The organism is Acinetobacter sp. SWAC5 (assembly GCF_003419885.1).
Taxonomy (GTDB): domain Bacteria; phylum Pseudomonadota; class Gammaproteobacteria; order Pseudomonadales; family Moraxellaceae; genus Acinetobacter; species Acinetobacter cumulans.
The window spans coordinates 61,167-78,959 of sequence record NZ_QUWR01000018.1 but is presented as its reverse complement, the minus strand read 5'-3'; the positions used below and the strand labels follow the sequence as shown (position 1 = coordinate 78,959).

Sequence of the window (17,793 nt, the reverse complement as noted above, 5' to 3'; positions counted from 1 at the left end):
ATATTTGCTCAAATAAACTTCGAGAAATTTCTACCAATTATCAATGAAAATATATTCGATTGATCAACCAGTAAAAATCCACACAAGTTGTTCTTCATAATCTCTTAATGATCTTCTTGCTGGTTCGTCACCAGCAAGCTAGGTCGGCTATATTACACTAAATTTATTTAGTGTCAACAAGTAATTCAAATTATTTTAAACTTTCTTTCTAAAACCAAACTTAATCTTTTCAACCAAGTCCTTGTTTTATCAGAAGTTTTAATCTTCATCACCGCCGATGGATATGCATTCTACAGCATTTCAGATGTGTTGCAAGCATATTTTTAAAATTATTTATTTGAGTGATTAGTATTTAAACTTGCAAACACATAAGCAATTGATATGTATGGTTTATTTATTTTAAATTATTTTGCATTACTACTTTCTACGTCTAAGTATGCCAGTATCATTAGGGTTAATTCCTTCTTAAGCTGTTGTTCTGTAATAAGAAAATTATTATTACTCACATAGCGCATAATAGTAAAAAGCGTACTATTAATAATCACAAAGGATTTATTTTTTAAAATTTCAAAATTCCAATGTGAATAATAGCGATTAAACAGGTACATCCCCACTTCAAAGAAATGCTTTTCCAGCACAGCTGAAGCCTCGGATTGACTGTAGTGATGCCACTGTTTAAAGACTTCAATTAAAAAGCCTTGATCGGCTTTTAACGTGTCAAAACCAAATTGAATACAAATTGGGATGATTTCATAAATACTTTGTGCTTCTGTTTCAACCACCAGTTGTTTGAAGGCTAAACCTAGATTTTCTGACTTTTGTAAAAGTAGGGCTTCTACAATTTGCTCTTTATTTTCGAAATACTGATAGATCGATCCAACTGCCACCCCTGAGCGTTCTGCAATTTTAGGTGTTGTCAGCTGCAGTATTCCGTGTGTTGCAATACATTGCTGCGCAGCAAGTAAAATGTGATCGACGATGATTTTGGCACGTTGTTGTTGTGGTTTTTTTCTCATTATTTCACCCATGATACGCAAAATTAAAATGCGAATTGAATGCGAATAAATATTCATATTAGAGTTTGATTAAACAACAACACAGGTCAATAAACAATGACCAGATCAAATCCCAAACGCCTGCATTCCTTCCAACACATGCAACAAAGCAATCTTTTGAGTATGGTGCTTAGTCATTTTTCCACAAAGCCACTTGCACCATCTTATGCCGAATATCTCATGCTCAATAAAGCATTAGTTTCTGGCGATACACAAATGGATGCTGTCGTGGCTTGGGTCATGCAAAACCCAAAACATAACCGCAAGCGCTTTGAGCAAGCGTTATATCAAGGGCTAAGCGCATTAAGCTCTCCTGAACCTGAACTGGTCTGTTTTTTTGAATATATTGAAAATAGGCCACTTTGGGTGGATGAGCAACGCTTAAACCACGCTGTGGAATTTACCCATCGTCTTGGGATTAATAACGGCTTTGTATTACGTGATTTATCCCTCATGGCGGGCTATTTATATCCTGGCTTTAACCAACCGCTCATGTTGACTGGCGCTTTAAATAAACAAGCAGGCACACGTTTGGCTGAAACCACTAAATGGTGGATGGACATTACAGAAGTCACAGGCTTAATGCGCTTTCATGCTGGCTTTACTTCAACCCTTTACGTGCGCTTTATTCATAGCCTTGTACACTTTCATTTAAAACAGAAAAAGGAATGGGATAGTGAAACCTGGGGATTGCCAATTAATCAATTTGATTTGGCCATGACCAATTTGGCTTTTAGCAGTGTAGTTTTAATTGGTATTCGTGCTTTAGGAATTTTCCCAAGCCAGCAAGAGATTGAAAATTTCCTACACTTTTGGCGTTATATCGGCTGGTTAATGGGCGTTGAAGAACAGTGGCTGGTGGAGAGTGAGCCTGAGGGATGGCGGTTTTTATATTGGATGCAATTTGCACATCCAAAATCAGATCAAAGTAGCCATGCCCTCGGCTCAAGTCTATCCAACGAACCTTTTGAACGTCAGTACCGTTATTTACGGCCTTTTCAGCAAAAGTTAGCATATAGACAGCACCTTGAGCTGACTCAATATTTTATTGGTAAAAAACGCATGCAGCGCTTGGGATTAAAACCGCAATCCGCATCATGGTTTGCTTATTATTTAATTGCACGAAATCTGACACTTTATAGTGGCGCGCGTTATCTTCCTGCATTGGAGTATTTTTTACAGCGCAAAGGCCGGAACATACAAAAGCTAGGTTTGGCTTTATATCAAAGCAAAGCCAAACAATTGGCCAGTATGCATACTTAAAAAGCATCGACCTGTGAGGCCTGCCGCCTCACCTTTCATTTCAAATTATTCCAAACGGTTTTTATGAATGGTCATAACCACATCACTGAACTCACCCAAAACATAATTGACCCACAATTTGCTGTACCAGTTAAATTCCGTAGATACTCGATAATCGATGGTCAGCACCAGTTTGGTGGTTTGCGCATCGATTTTTTCTAACTGATAGTCTGTTTTGAGCAAATCAAAATATTGACCACCCACTTCTACATGATCATCCATAGAGCCTTTGGGAAATGAGTGTGGCGTGAAGTGATAATCCCAGCTCAGCAGATACGGCGCATGCATCGCTTGTACTCGCTCCTCAAACTTCACCCCGCGCTCCCATTGAATGGTTCGAACCATACCTTCTGCACGCTGTTCAGTCATGCCAAAGATTGGTTTTGGAAAACCCATTTTGAAAATGAAACTGTTGGGCACTTCATTGGCCTGAATGGGCCCGATCTGATTAATGGCTTTAAATACTTGCTCTTGCGGTGCATGAATAATCATTTCACGCTGGGTTTGCCCATAATAATCTTTAGAAAAATCTGGCAAAAACAAACACAGTAATAAGGGCAAGATAGACAATGAATAGATTTTATTTGTCGGCTGCCAAAAATAAACACAGATCAGTTGCATGACTCCACTGCCTGCAAAAAGCGCAGCAAAAGCCAATGGCCCTAGCATTACCAAACAAATTACGCCTTCACGCAAGACTAAAATACTGACCACCAAAATAAGCAAACAACCAACTACAGCCTCCTTACTGGCACGCCAAAAAGACAAATTAGGCTCACCCACTGAAGCCAAATACTCAAAAAGCATACCGATAAAAAATGGAATCAAAATGACCACCGAGGCATTCATTAAGCTTCGAATTACCCCCCGTTCTGGCAGACTGCTAGAGCCGTACTGCATAAAGACAACCGTCAATAGCAGAATCATCAGAGCACAGGCAAATGGTAAAAATTTCCCGACAAAATTTTGATTTTCGCTATAAATACGGAATCTTTTTTCAGCAATTTCAGCTTCTTGAAACGCGATAAAATAGCGGGTTGTATTACGGCGATGACGGTAAAAATCAAAATGATAAATTCCTTCGGTCTTTAACCATGCCCTGACTTCTGCTTTAAATGTCTCATCCAACTCTTCAGCTTCAAATGCGCTGTATTTCTGTTTTTCTAAATCTTCGAGTGTTTTTTGTTTAAATTCTTCTGTCAGCATGCATTGATCCAATAATATGAGTGATCTATCTGTATTTATTTAGTTTTCAGCCTCAGCATATTGTATTAAAAACGTGCAACATAAAAAAAGCCACTGTTCGAAAACAATGGCTTTTTTTGAAAGAATTAAAGCTTAAAATTTCATGCTAACACGCGCCCAATAATTCCGGCCTGTATTGTTAAACTGTTCTTCTTCAGCAAAACCAAAGCCTGCACTGCCCGATTTATTCAAGTGCTCTTTATAGGTTTTATCCAACACGTTATCGACACCCAAAGACAAATCGACACCCTCTTTCACATGGTAGGTGCCATTTAAAGCCAATGTGCCAAAGCCTGCACTTTGATGCATGTCGTAGCCCACAATATTACCTTGATCTTGGCTAATACGGTTCTGACTATTCACTACACGCCATAATGCACCAAGAGTATATTTTTCTTGTACATAACGTAGATTCACGCGTGCTTCCAATGGTGCAATCTGTGGCAATGGTTTTCCATCCGTGGTGTTTTTACCCCATGCATACATCGCGCTGATATCTGCCTGAATCGCATCGGTAAATTGGTAGCCAATCCCTGCTTCTGCGCCTGCAATGGTTGCATCGACATTTTTAGCACCCGCAGTTTTACTTGCTGTACCGTGATTCATGCCTGGCATTGAAGATGAATGATCATGATAGCTCATTAAAATATAATCATTAATCAGGCCTGCATAAGCAGAAACCCAAGAACTGAATGCACCATGCGCATGCTGATAGCCCGCATCCAATTGCAAAGTCTTTTCAGTCTTCACGCCATTAAAGGTATTTGCTGTACCTGCATTGCCATGTTTCGGGCTAAAAAGCTCCCAATAATCAGGCATACGTTCAACATAGCCTAAACCAATATAGGTTTTACCATCATCATGATCTGGGTGTTTGTTTTCAAAACGGATAAATGCACTTGGCAAGGTGTCAGAGAGTTCTGTATTCAGTCCAGCGTTGGCAGAAGCTGCACGCTCGTCTGTGACTTTTACCTGATCTAAACGTAGCCCTGATACCAGTTTATTGTTTTCACTCAGTGGATAACTGATCTCACCAAATCCACCATAAGACTGAAATTTCATATCTTCAGTTACTGGCATATTCATGCTGTTAGAGACCATACCGCCTGCATGTTTATTTTGCTGCATATCAAAACCAGAAATGAACTGCAACTTATCCCATTCATGCGTAACAGCCATACGTGCATTTAAAGTACGGCGTGTCACTTGCATTGAAGATGGATTCGGCACCATGACATGGGTCGTCATATCATGTTCCATAGGCGGTGTACGTAAACTAAAGTTGTCCATGATGTGGTCATTAAAACTATAGTTCACTTGTGCTTCAATTTTTTTGATCACATCTGTGACATTTTTCTTTTCTACACGTAAGCCTAGACTTTCGCGGGCAAACTGAGATCCATCCATTGAGCGACCTGCATAGACCGCTTCACCGTCAGCCTTACCTCCAGTCAATTCCACCCAAGTATTCTCATCAGGCGTCCAGCCCAACGCCAAATCAGCATTCCAACGCTCCCAATCTGAAGGGACTTTCGCACCATTGCCATCTTTATAGCTATCAGACACGGAACGATTGGCATTTAAGCGCACATATTTTTTTTCGTCCCCAATTGCTGCTTCAACATTATGATCTAAGCGCCCAAAAGACCCCATCAGCACACTGGCTTGACCGCGGTAATTTTTTTCAGCATCAAGCTGCTCTGGGCGACGCTCGAAAATAACCGTAGCAGCTGAACCTGTATTGGCATACTGCACAGTTTGCGGGCCTTTAATCACTGAAATACGATCATAACTTTCTGGTGAAATATAAGACGTCGGCGCATCCATTCGATATGGGCACGCGCCTAAGTTTTCCGTGCCATCAGTTAAAATTTTAATCCGTGAACCAAACATGCCACGGAACGTGACATCACTATTGGTACCGCCATTTTTAACTGCGCTAAATCCAACAATACTCTGTAAATAGTCTGCACCATCTGAAGCTGGAATTGGTTGAATCGGCTGTTTAGGATCTGCACGGACGATCAAACCATTGGCATCATTACCACCAGCAGCAGTCACTACAATAGGCGCTAAACTTTGCACTGCCGTTTGTGGTGGCATCGCATCTTCGGTCACATTTGCCCAAGTCATAGTTGAACATGCAACAGCAATCGCAGCGGCTAAAGGCTGTAAATAAAATTGAGGCTGAGCCATTTTAAAATCTCACTTAAAACATAAATACAACAGGTCTGGAGCCAGTCAAGACCCTTAAATTTCAAAACGTTGATTTATGCAAAAAGTGGCGGGGCTCGCCCCTGAGGGAGTAAAAATAGGCGCTGTAGCGCAAACCAGACATGACTAAAACTGCGCACAAAGGCAACTAAACGTACCTGAACACGATCTAAGACTTCTTGAATGTCTAGATCAGGCGGTAACACCAAGTTGCCATAGACCGTGCAGTACTGACACTGATGGCCAGCATCATGATCATGTGCATGGCTCATTGCATTTTGCACAGACTGCTCATGCATTGCATGATGTGCACCATGTGCTAAATGAGATGATTCAGGAGTGGAATGAGACAAAAGTGCACGCGTGATGGTTTCACAGACCGGCGCAATTTGATATTGCTGCGGAAGCAAAGGCTGTAAGAATACAGCAATCTGTAAAAAAACGGCTACAAAGGAAAGTAGCAACCCACTACGCAAAAACAATGGCAAACCCTAAAATTTGTCGTTGCTGAGTATAACAAAACCCAATCGAAATTGGGCTATGTTCATCACGCTTAAACCGCAAAAGCCAATTAGCGCTTTACGGGCTGTTTTTCGCGATTGCGTTGGCGTATTAACTTTTCCACTTTTTCACGTGCCCGTTGACGCTTTAATGGCGACAAATGGTCGACAAATAGCTTGCCATTTAAGTGATCCATTTCATGCTGAATACAAACAGCGAGAAGTCCATCAGCTTCTATTTCAAATGCTTGACCTTCAAGGTTAATTGCATCAATTTTTACACGTGACGGACGCTCAACTTTATCGTATATTTGAGGCACTGACAGACAGCCTTCTTCATAAGGCTGCGTTTCTTCAGTTAATGGTGTGATTTTGGGGTTAATGAACACCATAGGTTGATCTTTATGTTCAGATAGATCCATGACGATCAATTGAATATGCTGATCGACTTGTGTCGCAGCTAAACCGATGCCTGGCGCTTCATACATGGTTTCAAACATATCTGCAGCGAGCTGACGAATAGTATCAGTCACCTCTTCTACAGGTTTTGCAATGGTACGAAGACGGGGATCCGGGAAACTTAAAATAGGTAATAAGGCCATACTGCGTCCTCAATTATGCCACTGATCAAAAAACCAAATGAAGGAATGCTTCATCAAAAAAATGTGTGTAAGATTGTTATTATAACGCAACTACATACATAATTTTAGGAATTATGATAATGAAAAAGGTTTTGAAAGGCATGCCACTTTTTAGTGCCTTGGGGTTTAAAAAACAAATGCTTGCTCTCGCAATCTGCGCGGGTGTAGGTTTAGGTGCAATCAGTACTGTTGAGGCTGCACCTGCTCGCAATGTCAATCCACCCTCTCTTAAAGCCAGCGCTCCACATGTTTATGTGGTGAAAAAAGGCGATACGCTATGGGATATTTCAAAAAAATTCTTAAAAAACCCAGTACGTTGGCCTGAAATCTGGGCAAGCAACAAGCATGTTAAAAATCCACACTGGATTTTCCCAGGCGACCGCCTACTGATGTGTACCTATAATGGTAAACCGATTATTGGTAAAGATGAAGGTGATGGCTGTGAAGGCATTATTCGCCGTTATACTGGTGGTACAAAACTACAGCCTCAGGTTCGGGTTGAATCTTTAAGTAATGCTATTCCTGTCATTCCATTGGAACATATTAAGCAATGGTTAGAACGCAGTAGCATCATTAACCCTGAATCACTTGAACAAACTCCATATATTGTCGGTGCTGCCGATCACCGTGTGCTTGCAGCTGCTGGTCAAACGGTTTATGCCCGAGGACATGGCTTAGAAGTAGGTCAACGCTATGCGATATACCGTGAAGGTCAACCATACGTCTTAACCGACAACCAAGGTAAAAAATACACAGCTGGCCTAGAAATCAACCAAGTTGCTTCAGGTATTGCTGTTCGTGGTGAAAATGACATTACCACACTAGAACTGACCGATACCTATACAGGAGAAGTTCGACGTGGCGACCGTGTATTGCCAGAATATGACCCAATGCTTCCAACTGTTTTCTATCCAACACATGCAAATAATGTAACCTCAGGTGGTTCAATTGTTCGTGTGCTCGGTTCAATTGGTACTGCGGCGATTCATAGTGTTGTAACTATCGATCGTGGTTCTTCACAAGGGGTACAAGCTGGCTATGTATTCAGTGTAGAAGACAAAGGCGATATCGTAAATGATCCGAAAACACGTGAACGCATTCAACTGCCAGATCAACGTGTCGGACAAATCATGGTGTTCAAAACTTTTGACAACCTCAGCTATGCTTATGTATTAGAAAGCGAACTGCCAATTAAAGTGGGTGCAAGCATCCAACCACCTTTAATGGATGATTAATTCACACTAGGACACCGTATGCTGAATCCGCTATCACAAGCGCAGATTGACATTATTACCTTGTGGTATTTAGTTCAGCATTCATTGTCCAGTTTCTATAAAATTCACGAGAACTATCCCACACTCAAACACGCCTTCCAAGCTTCAGAAGTAACAGAGTGGCAACGCCTAGGCCTACATAAAAATCATATCCAACGGCTCAAAGAATTTCAGCTCACAGAAGGCCAGCAAAAGTTTCAACACTGCCTCACCCAAATTCAACAACATAGCGATTTTGTCGTTTGCATAGACGACCTGCATTATCCACAACAACTTTTACCTTATACCGATAAACCGCCAGTTCTTTTTGGTCAGGGTAATCCACAAGCCCTCCTACAACCCCAAGTTGCCATTGTCGGCAGCCGTAAACCCAGCCCGCATGGTCGACAAGTTGCCTATGATTTTGCCTTTTATTTAAGTGAACAAGGCTTCTTTATTAATAGTGGTTTAGCGCAAGGCATTGATGAAGCAGCACACCGCGGTGGATTACAACATCAACGTACTATCGCTGTGATGGGCACAGGCCTAGATCAAACCTACCCAACTTCACACCAAAGCCTAAAACAAGACATTATTCAGCACGGTGGTGCGGTAATTACAGAGTTCTTACCCCAAACACCTCCACTACAGCATCATTTTCCACGGCGAAACCGTATTGTCAGTGCACTCAGTTTAGGCGTAATTGTGGCAGAAGCTGCCCAACAAAGTGGGTCATTAATTACGGCAAAATTAGCTGCGGAGCAAGGCAAGTTGGTTTTTGCTATTCCAGGCCATATTTATAGTGAATTCCACCAAGGTTGCCATCAACTGATTCGGGAAGGTGCAATTTTAGTAGACCATCCACAGCAAGTGATTGAAGATTTAGCCCTTCCTACGCAGTGGCAACATCATCAATTGGTCGCACAACAACAGTCTCAAGCTCCGTCTATTCCTGAGCATTTACTCCCAATTTACAATCAACTAGATTGGGTCGGTCAAGACCTTGACCAACTAGCAATCATACTCAAACAAGATACCGCACAGCTCACAGCACAACTGATGGAACTCGAACTGCAAGGCTTCGCTTTACAGCAAGCGGGACGCTATCTACGTTGTCGTTCTGGCAAATAAGGTTCACAATAGCCTTTTGCATGTTAAAAAGGTGTTTATCAGATGATTACTACCTCTGTTGCCGAAGCAGCGTCATGTCTTAAACAAGGACTCGTTCTGGCATATCCTACAGAGGCTGTGTGGGGCCTAGGTTGCGACCCCTTTAATGAAGCAGCATTTCATGAAATTTTACGTTTAAAACAACGTCCAATTGAAAAAGGTGTCATTTTACTGGCATCAAATGTCAATCAAGTTGCGCATTTATTAGAGGCTCTCTCTCCTGAAATGCGCACACAAGTAATTGATTCATGGAGTAATCGCGCACCTACTGAGCGTGCTACCACGTGGTTACTCCCTGCGGGTGAACACATTCCACACTGGATTAAAGGCGACCATCCAAAGGTAGCAGTCCGTGTGACGACCCATCCACTGTGTGTTGCCCTTTGCAATGCATTTAATGGTTTTATTGTTTCAACCAGTGCTAACCCTGCGGGTTTAAGCCCTGCTCGTTCATTACAAGAAGCTACAGCATATTTCCAGCAATCACCCAATTATTTAAATGGTGATTTAGGCTTAAGTCGTGAACCAAGTAAAATTATTGATGCGCAAACAGGTGAAATCATCCGCGCATAATATTGAGTTCTCTTGCAAGGACTCAGTAAATTTCAGATAAAAAAAAGCTCAGTCATATAGGGATGACTGAGCATAAAAAAGGATGTGTAAACCACATCCAGAGGGTTCGTAAATCTCTGGGAAAACCAATCAATTCAATGCTTGATGACTTTCTATGCAGGCATTATGTCGCAAACACACCAGCCAAACAAATAGGTTTTTTCTATTAAAAAAAATATAAAAAGTATCATTAGTTAATAAAAAACATACCATTAGTAAAACTATCTCACTATTTTTGATTGTGTTTTAATTGAAATAATCATCAATTTAATCATTTTTTACACTTAATTTTACACATATAAGTGCATTATCCAATCAAAAAAGTCAGTTTATTTGTTCTTTTTTTAACCAACCAGTTCATTTGAGCAAACATAAAAATCCACTTAACTACGCCACAGCCGACTATTTTGCGCCAGTAATACCCCCAAAATGGTCAGAGCAGTACCGACTGTATGATATATCCCCCATTGCTCCCCCAACCAAAAATACGCAATCAACGCAGTAAAGACAGGCATGAAGTTCATAAAAATACTGGTGCTGTTTGGCCCTAAACGTTGTACCGCCATCATCCAAAGTAAGGTGGCAAAAATAGAAGGAAAAATACCTGCGTATAAAACTGAAGCAGTATTGTTTGCATTTAGCGCATCTAAGCCTTGCCAATACACAAAGGGCAGATGATAAATCAATGCAAAAAGAATTTGGATGTATAAACTCACCATTACTGGAAGTGAAATATGCCACTTTTTAAGAAATACCCCATAAAAAGCATATAAAAAGACAGCCAACACCATTAATAAATCACCAAAATATTGGCCAAAATCAATGAGGCGCGCAAACTCTCCCTGAGTGATCACCAACACCAACCCCATGAAGGAAATTCCACAGCCCAATACAGTTAAAGGGCTCGGATATTCTTTTAAAATAAAAATGGCAATCACAATGGTAAAAACAGGTGTAAATGCATTAATTAAGCCCATATTGGTGGCCGTTGTATAGTGCGCAGCGCTATACGCCAAGCCCTGATACAACACCATGCCAAATGCAGACAATAAAGCCAGCTTTGGCCAAAGTTGCAAAAGCTGTATGCGATGGCGCCAAACAGGCAAAATCATAAAGGGTGTTAACACAATAAACGCCAACAACCAACGATAAAAACTAATACTTAAGGGAGAAATAAAATCAACCACATAGCGAGTAACAACAATGTTGAGCGACCAAATCAACACTGCGATCAAAGGCAAAATAAATGCAAACCTTGGATTGCCTATTCGCATGATGCTATCTCTATTTTAATAAAGTCTATATTCTGTACGCTGTCTGTTTTAATTTAAATATCTTATTTCAGACATTGATATTGGTCTCCCGACATCGATTGAAGCCAGACATGCCAAATTTAGTAGATCCCCCCCAATGTATTGAACAAGCCATTGAAATTTTTACGGCTTGCTACAGCCCTAACGATCAAGTCTATTCGCATAGCTGTTTATGGGGAGATTTTAATTTTTGCTTAAATGGACTATTTGAATATGAAGTCGAAGGTCAACTCCATCTTGCACCACCGAGCTATGGTTTATGGATTCCCCCGCATACAGAACACAATTCACATGCGATAGATGAACAACCCATTCATTATGTTGCTATTCGACTGGCACCCGAACTCGGTCGCAATATTTCAGCCCATACTGAAATCTTAAGTGTAAGCCCGTTTTTTAGGGCCTTAGTGGAAGAAACTTTAAAGGCAAAAGATCATGCCAGCTTAAAGATATATCGCCATTTGCTTTGGGTAATCTACGATCAACTCCAAATAGCACCCAAACATCAGCACTATTTACCACAAAGCCATCACCCTATTTTGCAACCGCTCTTACAACACCTGAGTGCACCTGAATATTTTCCACTGAGCTTACAACAATGCCTAACCACCACGCAGCTGAGTGAACGGCAATTACTGCGCCTCAGTCAAAATGAATTACACATGGGGCTAAGTGAATGGCGAAATCGTGCAAAACTGTTATATGCCATTCAGCAGCTTAAACATGGTGTATCCATTAAAGCTCTGAGTTTTGCTCTCGGTTATCAACATAGTTCCAGTTTTATCGAATTTTTTAAACGCTATACAGGTAAAACCCCAACACAATTAAGAGATTAAAAGGAAGTCGCAAGCTCATAGTTTGCTCTCTTAATAGGTCTTTTAAATTGAATCGTCTCATCTACTGCGGAATGCTGAGCTTATGCTTGATGCAGAAATTCTGAATTACTTATGCTGAATTGATACAAAGAAAACGACAAATACCAGCCAAAGTAAGCAATACAGCGCTTGCCCCGTAAACGTTTTACCGCTAAAACAGTGAAGATACATTTATAAGTAAATAGGAAATTTACATGGCTTCTGTATATGACATTTCAGTCAACCGTATTGATGGACAAGAAACCACATTAAATCAATATGCTGGCAAAGTTTTATTGTTAGTCAACGTCGCTTCAAAATGTGGTTTAACACCACAATATGAAGGCTTAGAAAAACTCTATTCTGCGAAAAAAACAGAAGGTTTAGAAATTTTAGGCTTCCCTGCAAATAACTTCTTAGCGCAAGAACCGGGTACAGATGAGGAAATTCAGCAGTTCTGCTCACTCAATTATCAAGTAGATTTCCCATTATTTTCTAAAATTTCAGTGGCTGGTGCAGATAAACATCCACTTTACCAAACCCTCACCCAAGCCATTCCAACACGTATTGGTGAAGGGCCTTGGTGGAAAGATCTCGTGGATTATGGCCTTACACCAAATGAGCCACCTGAAGTCCTATGGAACTTTGAAAAATTCCTTGTGAATAAACAAGGTGAAGTTGTGGCGCGCTTTGCACCTGATATTACGGCTGATGACCCACGTATTGTGGATGCCATTAATGCTGAATTGGCAAAATAAGCTTATTGTAGCAACACCATTAACGCCTTATTCGAGTTATCAATTTAAGACTCTAATAAGGCTTTATTAAAAAACATAACCAAATAAATAAAAAATATTATCAAATGAAGATAAAACACATAGTTAATCCATTATTTTAAATGATCTACAACAATACATTCAATTTTTATCTGTTAATCAACTCTATGATGAAGCTATCCACAAATGCTTGTAGCAAATAACAGGTGAAAATATGAATACATTAATGAAAGCAATTGTACTGTCAATTTCAACAGCTTTAGTCGCTGCACCTGCAATGGCTGCACCTCAAAACAATCAGCCTCAAATTGAACATAATCAAAAGGCCCCTGCACAGCATCAAGTGCAAAAAGATAAAATGCCTGCTAAACCTCAAGCGCAGCAGCATAAAAAATCGGTTAAACCAGCTCATGACTGGCGTGCAGGACAAAAAGTACCGAGCCAATACCGTGGCAACAGTTACAAAGTCGATCACAGCAAATACAAAAAATTGAGCAAACCTGGTAAAAACCAACAATGGATTAAAGTAAATGGCGATTATGTGTTAACTAATATCATCAGCCACAGCATTATTAAAATTATTGCTGGCTAATTCATTCTAAGTCATATAAGAGCGCTTCGGCGCTCTTTTTTGTTTTATCTATTTCATTCATTTTTTTGTTATGACTTTGTGTCTCTCTATTTTGTTTACATATTTTGACTGCATATTAGAAATTAAATAAATAGATAGATTTAGCTGTAATGAAAAAGTTTCTACAGGGTGCTGTTCTCCCATTCACTATTTTTGCCACTGGTTTGGTTTTACTGGGCTGTGATCAATCAGGCCGAGATCCTTCCAGCAGTGAAAGTACATCTGAGCTTGCGCATACTGCGGATGAAATACAGCCGATGTCTGAGCAACAAGATGCGACGCGCTCAGATCTAAAGCAAGGCAATTTATTTTATATCATGCGTGATGTCACTGATTTACAGCTCAGCACCAATGACTACACCCAACAATTGCAGCAAACTCAAAGCGAGCTACAAAAAGCAGTAGATCAACAAGATCATGTTCAATTACAACACGCTGCCACACAGCTCCAACAACAATTAAAAGCCTTTGATCTAGCCCTCAATAAAGTCCAGCTCAAGTCACAAGAAATCACTGACATCCGCCAAAATATTTTGGACGCCAATCAACAGGTACTCAATTCACCTTTTCTGAATGGCCAAGTCGATTTAAGCCAAGTCGACTTTAAAAAAATTGAACAACAAATGGGGAATATTCAAGGCGAGATGCTGAAATTAGCCGCTATGCTGATTCAACAACCCAAAGATCAAAACCAAGATTCAGACAGCACCTCTTAATCTATCTAAAATGGCCTGAATTTATACAGTTCCGCTACAGATTTGTGCCACATTCACTCTTACATTAAAGAGATTAGCAATAATAATAGAGAGAATGTAGCCATGTCTGACGCGGTCATTTATGCCCTTAGCCCCATTACTTTTCGTCTAGATTTAAAAGACCCTTTTCTATTTACTGCACACCATATTGATCATTTCCCCAAGGCCAATGCCAACTTAGGCCCAGCTACAGCTGCGCAACATCAAGAATTTAATATGTATTATGGTGATACTGTCCCCGGCTTTCCAGAGCACCCGCATACAGGATTTGAAACCATTACCTTGGTAGAGCAAGGCGTTGTCGATCACTTCGACTCTTTGGGCAATGGCGGGCGCTATGGCGCTGGCGATGTTCAATGGCTAAGTACAGGTAGTGGCGTTGAACACTGCGAAATGTTTCCGCTACTCAATGAAGACCGTGAAAATCCATTCGAATTATTTCAAATTTGGTTTAATTCATCGCTCGAGCAAAAACAACAGCCTGCAGACTATAAAATGTTTTGGCGCGAGCATATTCCGCATGTAAGCGCAAAAGATGACCAAGGCCGAGACACTGATATTCGTGTCATATCTGGGCAATACCAAGGCACTGAAGCGATTTCACGACCACCACACTCATGGGCAGCAGCACCAGAAAACAAAGTGAATATTTATCTCATTACCCTCGCACCCCATGCCACATTAACCATTCCAGCAACAACAGCAACCACTACGCGATTTGCCTATTTCTATCAAGGTGATACCCTCGAATTAGCCAATACCCAAATTCAGCATAAACATTTAGCTGAACTAAAACCCGATGTGAATATTCAACTCCAAGCAGGTGAAGTTGAAGCACGGATTTTATGGCTTGAAGGTGAACCTATTGGTGCACCTGTCGCAATGCGTGGCCCATTTGTACTAAATACAAATCAGGAGTTAGATGACGCATTTCGTCGCTACCGCGCAACACATTTTGGTGAATGGCCTTGGCCTAGCCCAGCAACTGTTTTTTCACGTGAGCAAGCTCGCTTTGCCAGTTATGATGGTGGCCAACGCAAAGAGTTTCCAAAACAAGCTTAAGCTTGAATTGGAATCACGATACCTAAATTACAGGCTTTGTCTTGACCTAGGGCACGTAAGATATCCTGCTTAAAGCGCTGTTTGGCAAATTTATACTGTTTGGGCAAAAATAGACTGATTCGGGTTTTATTTTGCCCCAAACCTTCAACCAAGGTTTTTTGTAGAAATTCACCATGCTCAGTTTTAGCAAATAATGTACCCAACTCAATCTCTTGTTCTAAGCGATTATCTGTAAATACCAAGGCTTGATCAGTACTAAACGCCACACAGCGTTGGTAAGCCTGCTTTAAATTAAAGTAGGCTTGTAAGTAAGGCATGTCTAACTCAGTACTGAGCCCATTAGCATAAGCATTGGCCACCAACGACGCTTCGGTTGGATAATTGGGTTTCGTCACATACTGCACGGTTTGACATGCACTCAAAAAAGCACAAATAATCAATAAAAATAAAGCTTTATAACAATATTTTTTCATATTTTTATTCTATTTTTTAATAGTAAATTCTGCATTAATATATCCCAAATGACCATAATGCAGAAAAAAAACATCACATCCCATATCTGAGCACCAGTTATGCGCCACTGATTGTAAGTTCAAACTGAATACTTGCACCTGCATTTAAGCATTGTTTAGCCGATGCCATTTGACCACATTCAATACATACAAAATCACACCATGCCTCATCTGCAACATCGGCCATGCGTTTTGCTTTGTCCACCCAAGGATTCCAAATCACTGCACTTTGCGCGGTACTTTGTATATTGATATAAGTTTGCGGACTTTGTTCTAATACAAAATTCATCTTCGTTAAAGGATAAATTCGATCTAATTCTGCATCAAACTTAATGGCATGTTCAGTTTGCTGCTTTATCTGATTCTGATCCAACTGATCAATATAAAATTGTCCTTCAAGACCCGTAATTCTAGCCCCAGTGGTCTGTGCAGGGAAATAACTATGCCATGCAAAAGCAAAATCAAAGGCCTCATGATCTAAATTCTGTAATTTAAACTCGAGTCTTAATACCTCTTCGCAATGGATCACCATTTGCAAGTTAAACGCATAATTCCAGTATTTTCTACTCTGTTCACTATCACTTAGCTGCAAAGTAATATGATGACCAAAGTCATCCATCACAATATCTTGACACTGCCATGTTAAATTTCGAGCAAAACCATGTGCAGGAAAGTCCTGTTCAGTTTCATGTGCACCAAACCATGGAAAACAGAGTGGAATCCCACCTCGAATGGCTTTCGCAACAACATATTGATTCAGCTCAGACAACCACAACAAGTGGCGTTGCTGCATTTTTGAATAAAACTCAAGAATCTGTCCACCTTGCAATGCAATTTTTGCCTCACAAAATGCATTAGATACCTGAATATAATGCAGCTCACTCTGTGCAAATTGCCGATATTCAATTCCTTCAAGCTGTTGCATGGCGACTCTTTTAGTTATCATCTGTGTTCTATCTATTGTAATAGATAGCGAATACGTTAAGTCACCACTTTCTAAATGAATTTTACGAAGATTGTGTCTATACGGTTGGCATGATTTAATTATTTTTTGTTCATGGCTAAAGTACGATTCGATGCAACTGATTATTTTTACGGGTGTACAAGCAGCAGGTAAATCGAGTTTCTATTTACTAAATTTAGCCCATAGCCATTTGCGTATTAACTTGGATATGCTGAAAACACGGCATCGAGAAAATATCATTTTTGAAGCTGGTTTAGCCTCTCAAACCCAAATGGTCATTGATAATACCAACCCAACCCAGCAAGATCGTGCTCGCTATATTCAACGGGCCAAAGATGCTGGCTTTGAAGTGATTTCTTATTATTTTGAAACCGATTTAAACAGCACTTTAGAACGTAATCGCCACCGCGAAGGTAAAGCCAATATTCCTGAAGTTGGCGTTCGAGCAACTTATAAGAAGCTTGAAATACCCAAACTCGATGAAGGCTTTAGTCAAATTTTTAAGTTGAAGATTATTGGCAATGGTGAATTTTCAGTAATACCTATGTTTGATTAATCCACTTTTTGGCTACCCTGCCAAATTTTATATGCACTTTGCATAGCATAACGCTCATACGGTTTCGCTAAACGGCTTTCCATATTGCTGAAATCGCCTTTGTAGGCCTGCTCAATCATTCGCTTTGCCAATTCCTGAATACTGACACGACCACGGTGTTCATAAGCTTGTATTTCATCTTGGTTCAAAACTAAATCCCAACAAGACACTACGGAGCTCATATCCATCGCAATACTGAGATAATAGCGTTCATCATCTCGATACAGTTCCCAACTTTGAGCTTCATACGCAATCAAATTCATACTGTGCTACTTAGATGCTAAATAATTGACCGAACATACTCCAATTATTGCATAAAATATATGCAACTTTAGCCAT

At 40.4% G+C, this 17,793-nt stretch carries 19 protein-coding genes; 10 read left to right on the top strand and 9 right to left on the bottom strand.

The features are described from left to right. Positions 1 to 404: 404 nt before the first annotated feature. Positions 405 to 1,016 (bottom strand): TetR/AcrR family transcriptional regulator, encoded by a 612-nt coding sequence (locus tag DYI81_RS13530; protein ID WP_117007827.1) that lies wholly within the window; start codon positions 1,014 to 1,016, stop codon positions 405 to 407. A gap of 96 nt (positions 1,017 to 1,112) precedes the next feature. Here DYI81_RS13530 and DYI81_RS13525 point away from each other — a divergent pair, with 96 nt between their 5' ends. Continuing rightward, a complete protein-coding gene (locus DYI81_RS13525; RefSeq protein ID WP_106985332.1) occupies positions 1,113 to 2,318 on the top strand; it encodes an oxygenase MpaB family protein in 1,206 nt (401 codons plus the stop codon). A 45-nt stretch (positions 2,319 to 2,363) separates the two neighbouring features. On the opposite strand, the gene DYI81_RS13520 is transcribed toward DYI81_RS13525, so the two are convergent. The 4 genes from DYI81_RS13520 to def all read right to left on the bottom strand — a co-directional run bounded on the left by DYI81_RS13520 (position 2,364) and on the right by def (position 6,918). Next, positions 2,364 to 3,563, bottom strand: a complete 1,200-nt coding sequence (locus DYI81_RS13520; protein WP_117007823.1) for a hypothetical protein — start codon at positions 3,561 to 3,563, stop codon at positions 2,364 to 2,366. A gap of 132 nt (positions 3,564 to 3,695) precedes the next feature. Continuing rightward, a complete protein-coding gene (locus tag DYI81_RS13515; protein ID WP_106985330.1) occupies positions 3,696 to 5,798 on the bottom strand; it encodes a TonB-dependent copper receptor in 2,103 nt (700 codons plus the stop codon). Positions 5,799 to 5,872: 74 nt separating this feature from the next. Further along, on the bottom strand, positions 5,873 to 6,298 hold the full coding sequence (locus DYI81_RS13510) for a DUF2946 family protein (protein WP_106985329.1): 426 nt from the start codon (positions 6,296 to 6,298) through the stop codon (positions 5,873 to 5,875). A gap of 89 nt (positions 6,299 to 6,387) precedes the next feature. Continuing rightward, positions 6,388 to 6,918: a peptide deformylase gene (gene def / locus DYI81_RS13505; RefSeq protein WP_106985328.1), complete on the bottom strand. Its 531-nt coding sequence runs from the start codon at positions 6,916 to 6,918 to the stop codon at positions 6,388 to 6,390. A gap of 119 nt (positions 6,919 to 7,037) precedes the next feature. Between def and DYI81_RS13500 the strand changes: the two genes are divergently transcribed. The 3 genes from DYI81_RS13500 to DYI81_RS13490 are packed head-to-tail and all read left to right on the top strand — an operon-like array spanning position 7,038 to position 9,953. Further along, positions 7,038 to 8,192, top strand: coding sequence for a LysM peptidoglycan-binding domain-containing protein (locus tag DYI81_RS13500; protein ID WP_106985327.1), 1,155 nt, complete (start codon positions 7,038 to 7,040; stop codon positions 8,190 to 8,192). Between the two features lie 18 nt (positions 8,193 to 8,210). Next, positions 8,211 to 9,341 (top strand): DNA-processing protein DprA, encoded by a 1,131-nt coding sequence (dprA, locus tag DYI81_RS13495; RefSeq protein WP_106985326.1) that lies wholly within the window; start codon positions 8,211 to 8,213, stop codon positions 9,339 to 9,341. 42 nt (positions 9,342 to 9,383) lie between these two features. Then, entirely contained in the window at positions 9,384 to 9,953 is a 570-nt protein-coding gene (locus DYI81_RS13490) for a Sua5/YciO/YrdC/YwlC family protein (protein ID WP_106985325.1), read from the top strand. A 422-nt stretch (positions 9,954 to 10,375) separates the two neighbouring features. Here the strand turns inward: DYI81_RS13490 and DYI81_RS13485 are convergent, their stop codons facing one another. Continuing rightward, positions 10,376 to 11,266: a DMT family transporter gene (locus DYI81_RS13485; RefSeq protein ID WP_117007822.1), complete on the bottom strand. Its 891-nt coding sequence runs from the start codon at positions 11,264 to 11,266 to the stop codon at positions 10,376 to 10,378. 110 nt (positions 11,267 to 11,376) lie between these two features. On the opposite strand from DYI81_RS13485, the gene DYI81_RS13480 reads away from it, so the two are divergent. The 5 genes from DYI81_RS13480 to DYI81_RS13460 all read left to right on the top strand — a co-directional run bounded on the left by DYI81_RS13480 (position 11,377) and on the right by DYI81_RS13460 (position 15,383). Then, complete coding sequence (locus tag DYI81_RS13480) at positions 11,377 to 12,141, top strand: helix-turn-helix transcriptional regulator (protein ID WP_117007821.1); 765 nt, start codon at positions 11,377 to 11,379, stop codon at positions 12,139 to 12,141. 233 nt (positions 12,142 to 12,374) lie between these two features. After that, positions 12,375 to 12,917, top strand: coding sequence for a glutathione peroxidase (locus DYI81_RS13475; protein ID WP_117007820.1), 543 nt, complete (start codon positions 12,375 to 12,377; stop codon positions 12,915 to 12,917). A gap of 232 nt (positions 12,918 to 13,149) precedes the next feature. Next, positions 13,150 to 13,527 carry an RcnB family protein gene (locus tag DYI81_RS13470; RefSeq protein WP_117007819.1) on the top strand — a complete coding sequence of 126 codons (378 nt, stop codon included), beginning with the start codon at positions 13,150 to 13,152 and terminating at the stop codon, positions 13,525 to 13,527. Positions 13,528 to 13,676: 149 nt separating this feature from the next. After that, complete coding sequence (locus DYI81_RS13465; protein ID WP_117007818.1) at positions 13,677 to 14,282, top strand: hypothetical protein; 606 nt, start codon at positions 13,677 to 13,679, stop codon at positions 14,280 to 14,282. A gap of 102 nt (positions 14,283 to 14,384) precedes the next feature. After that, positions 14,385 to 15,383, top strand: coding sequence for a pirin family protein (locus tag DYI81_RS13460; protein WP_117007817.1), 999 nt, complete (start codon positions 14,385 to 14,387; stop codon positions 15,381 to 15,383). On the opposite strand, the gene DYI81_RS13455 is transcribed toward DYI81_RS13460, so the two are convergent. Further along, entirely contained in the window at positions 15,380 to 15,856 is a 477-nt protein-coding gene (locus DYI81_RS13455) for a hypothetical protein (protein ID WP_117007816.1), read from the bottom strand. The genes DYI81_RS13460 and DYI81_RS13455 overlap by 4 nt on opposite strands. Before the next feature lie 97 nt (positions 15,857 to 15,953). Further along, positions 15,954 to 16,820 (bottom strand): D-hexose-6-phosphate mutarotase, encoded by an 867-nt coding sequence (locus tag DYI81_RS13450; RefSeq protein ID WP_162368821.1) that lies wholly within the window; start codon positions 16,818 to 16,820, stop codon positions 15,954 to 15,956. Between the two features lie 151 nt (positions 16,821 to 16,971). Between DYI81_RS13450 and DYI81_RS13445 the strand changes: the two genes are divergently transcribed. Beyond that, on the top strand, positions 16,972 to 17,415 hold the full coding sequence (locus DYI81_RS13445) for an AAA family ATPase (RefSeq protein ID WP_106985316.1): 444 nt from the start codon (positions 16,972 to 16,974) through the stop codon (positions 17,413 to 17,415). Here DYI81_RS13445 and DYI81_RS13440 read toward each other — a convergent pair. Continuing rightward, positions 17,412 to 17,717 carry a hypothetical protein gene (locus DYI81_RS13440; RefSeq protein ID WP_106985315.1) on the bottom strand — a complete coding sequence of 102 codons (306 nt, stop codon included), beginning with the start codon at positions 17,715 to 17,717 and terminating at the stop codon, positions 17,412 to 17,414. The genes DYI81_RS13445 and DYI81_RS13440 overlap by 4 nt on opposite strands. Positions 17,718 to 17,793 lie beyond the last annotated feature (76 nt).

Bases quoted from the DNA above. Each gene is read 5' to 3' on its own strand.
- DYI81_RS13530 (WP_117007827.1), bottom strand. From the start codon at position 1,016: ATGAGAAAAAAACCACAACAACAACGTGCCAAAATCATCGTCGATCAC.
- DYI81_RS13470 (WP_117007819.1), top strand. From the start codon at position 13,150: ATGAATACATTAATGAAAGCAATTGTACTGTCAATTTCAACAGCTTTA.
- DYI81_RS13450 (WP_162368821.1), bottom strand. From the start codon at position 16,820: ATGCAACAGCTTGAAGGAATTGAATATCGGCAATTTGCACAGAGTGAG.
- DYI81_RS13440 (WP_106985315.1), bottom strand. From the start codon at position 17,717: ATGAATTTGATTGCGTATGAAGCTCAAAGTTGGGAACTGTATCGAGAT.
- DYI81_RS13445 (WP_106985316.1), top strand. From the start codon at position 16,972: ATGCAACTGATTATTTTTACGGGTGTACAAGCAGCAGGTAAATCGAGT.
- dprA (WP_106985326.1), top strand. From the start codon at position 8,211: ATGCTGAATCCGCTATCACAAGCGCAGATTGACATTATTACCTTGTGG.
- def (WP_106985328.1), bottom strand. From the start codon at position 6,918: ATGGCCTTATTACCTATTTTAAGTTTCCCGGATCCCCGTCTTCGTACC.
- DYI81_RS13520 (WP_117007823.1), bottom strand. From the start codon at position 3,563: ATGCTGACAGAAGAATTTAAACAAAAAACACTCGAAGATTTAGAAAAA.
- DYI81_RS13460 (WP_117007817.1), top strand. From the start codon at position 14,385: ATGTCTGACGCGGTCATTTATGCCCTTAGCCCCATTACTTTTCGTCTA.
- DYI81_RS13485 (WP_117007822.1), bottom strand. From the start codon at position 11,266: ATGCGAATAGGCAATCCAAGGTTTGCATTTATTTTGCCTTTGATCGCA.
- DYI81_RS13525 (WP_106985332.1), top strand. From the start codon at position 1,113: ATGACCAGATCAAATCCCAAACGCCTGCATTCCTTCCAACACATGCAA.
- DYI81_RS13465 (WP_117007818.1), top strand. From the start codon at position 13,677: ATGAAAAAGTTTCTACAGGGTGCTGTTCTCCCATTCACTATTTTTGCC.
- DYI81_RS13480 (WP_117007821.1), top strand. From the start codon at position 11,377: ATGCCAAATTTAGTAGATCCCCCCCAATGTATTGAACAAGCCATTGAA.
- DYI81_RS13455 (WP_117007816.1), bottom strand. From the start codon at position 15,856: ATGAAAAAATATTGTTATAAAGCTTTATTTTTATTGATTATTTGTGCT.
- DYI81_RS13490 (WP_106985325.1), top strand. From the start codon at position 9,384: ATGATTACTACCTCTGTTGCCGAAGCAGCGTCATGTCTTAAACAAGGA.
- DYI81_RS13515 (WP_106985330.1), bottom strand. From the start codon at position 5,798: ATGGCTCAGCCTCAATTTTATTTACAGCCTTTAGCCGCTGCGATTGCT.
- DYI81_RS13500 (WP_106985327.1), top strand. From the start codon at position 7,038: ATGAAAAAGGTTTTGAAAGGCATGCCACTTTTTAGTGCCTTGGGGTTT.
- DYI81_RS13475 (WP_117007820.1), top strand. From the start codon at position 12,375: ATGGCTTCTGTATATGACATTTCAGTCAACCGTATTGATGGACAAGAA.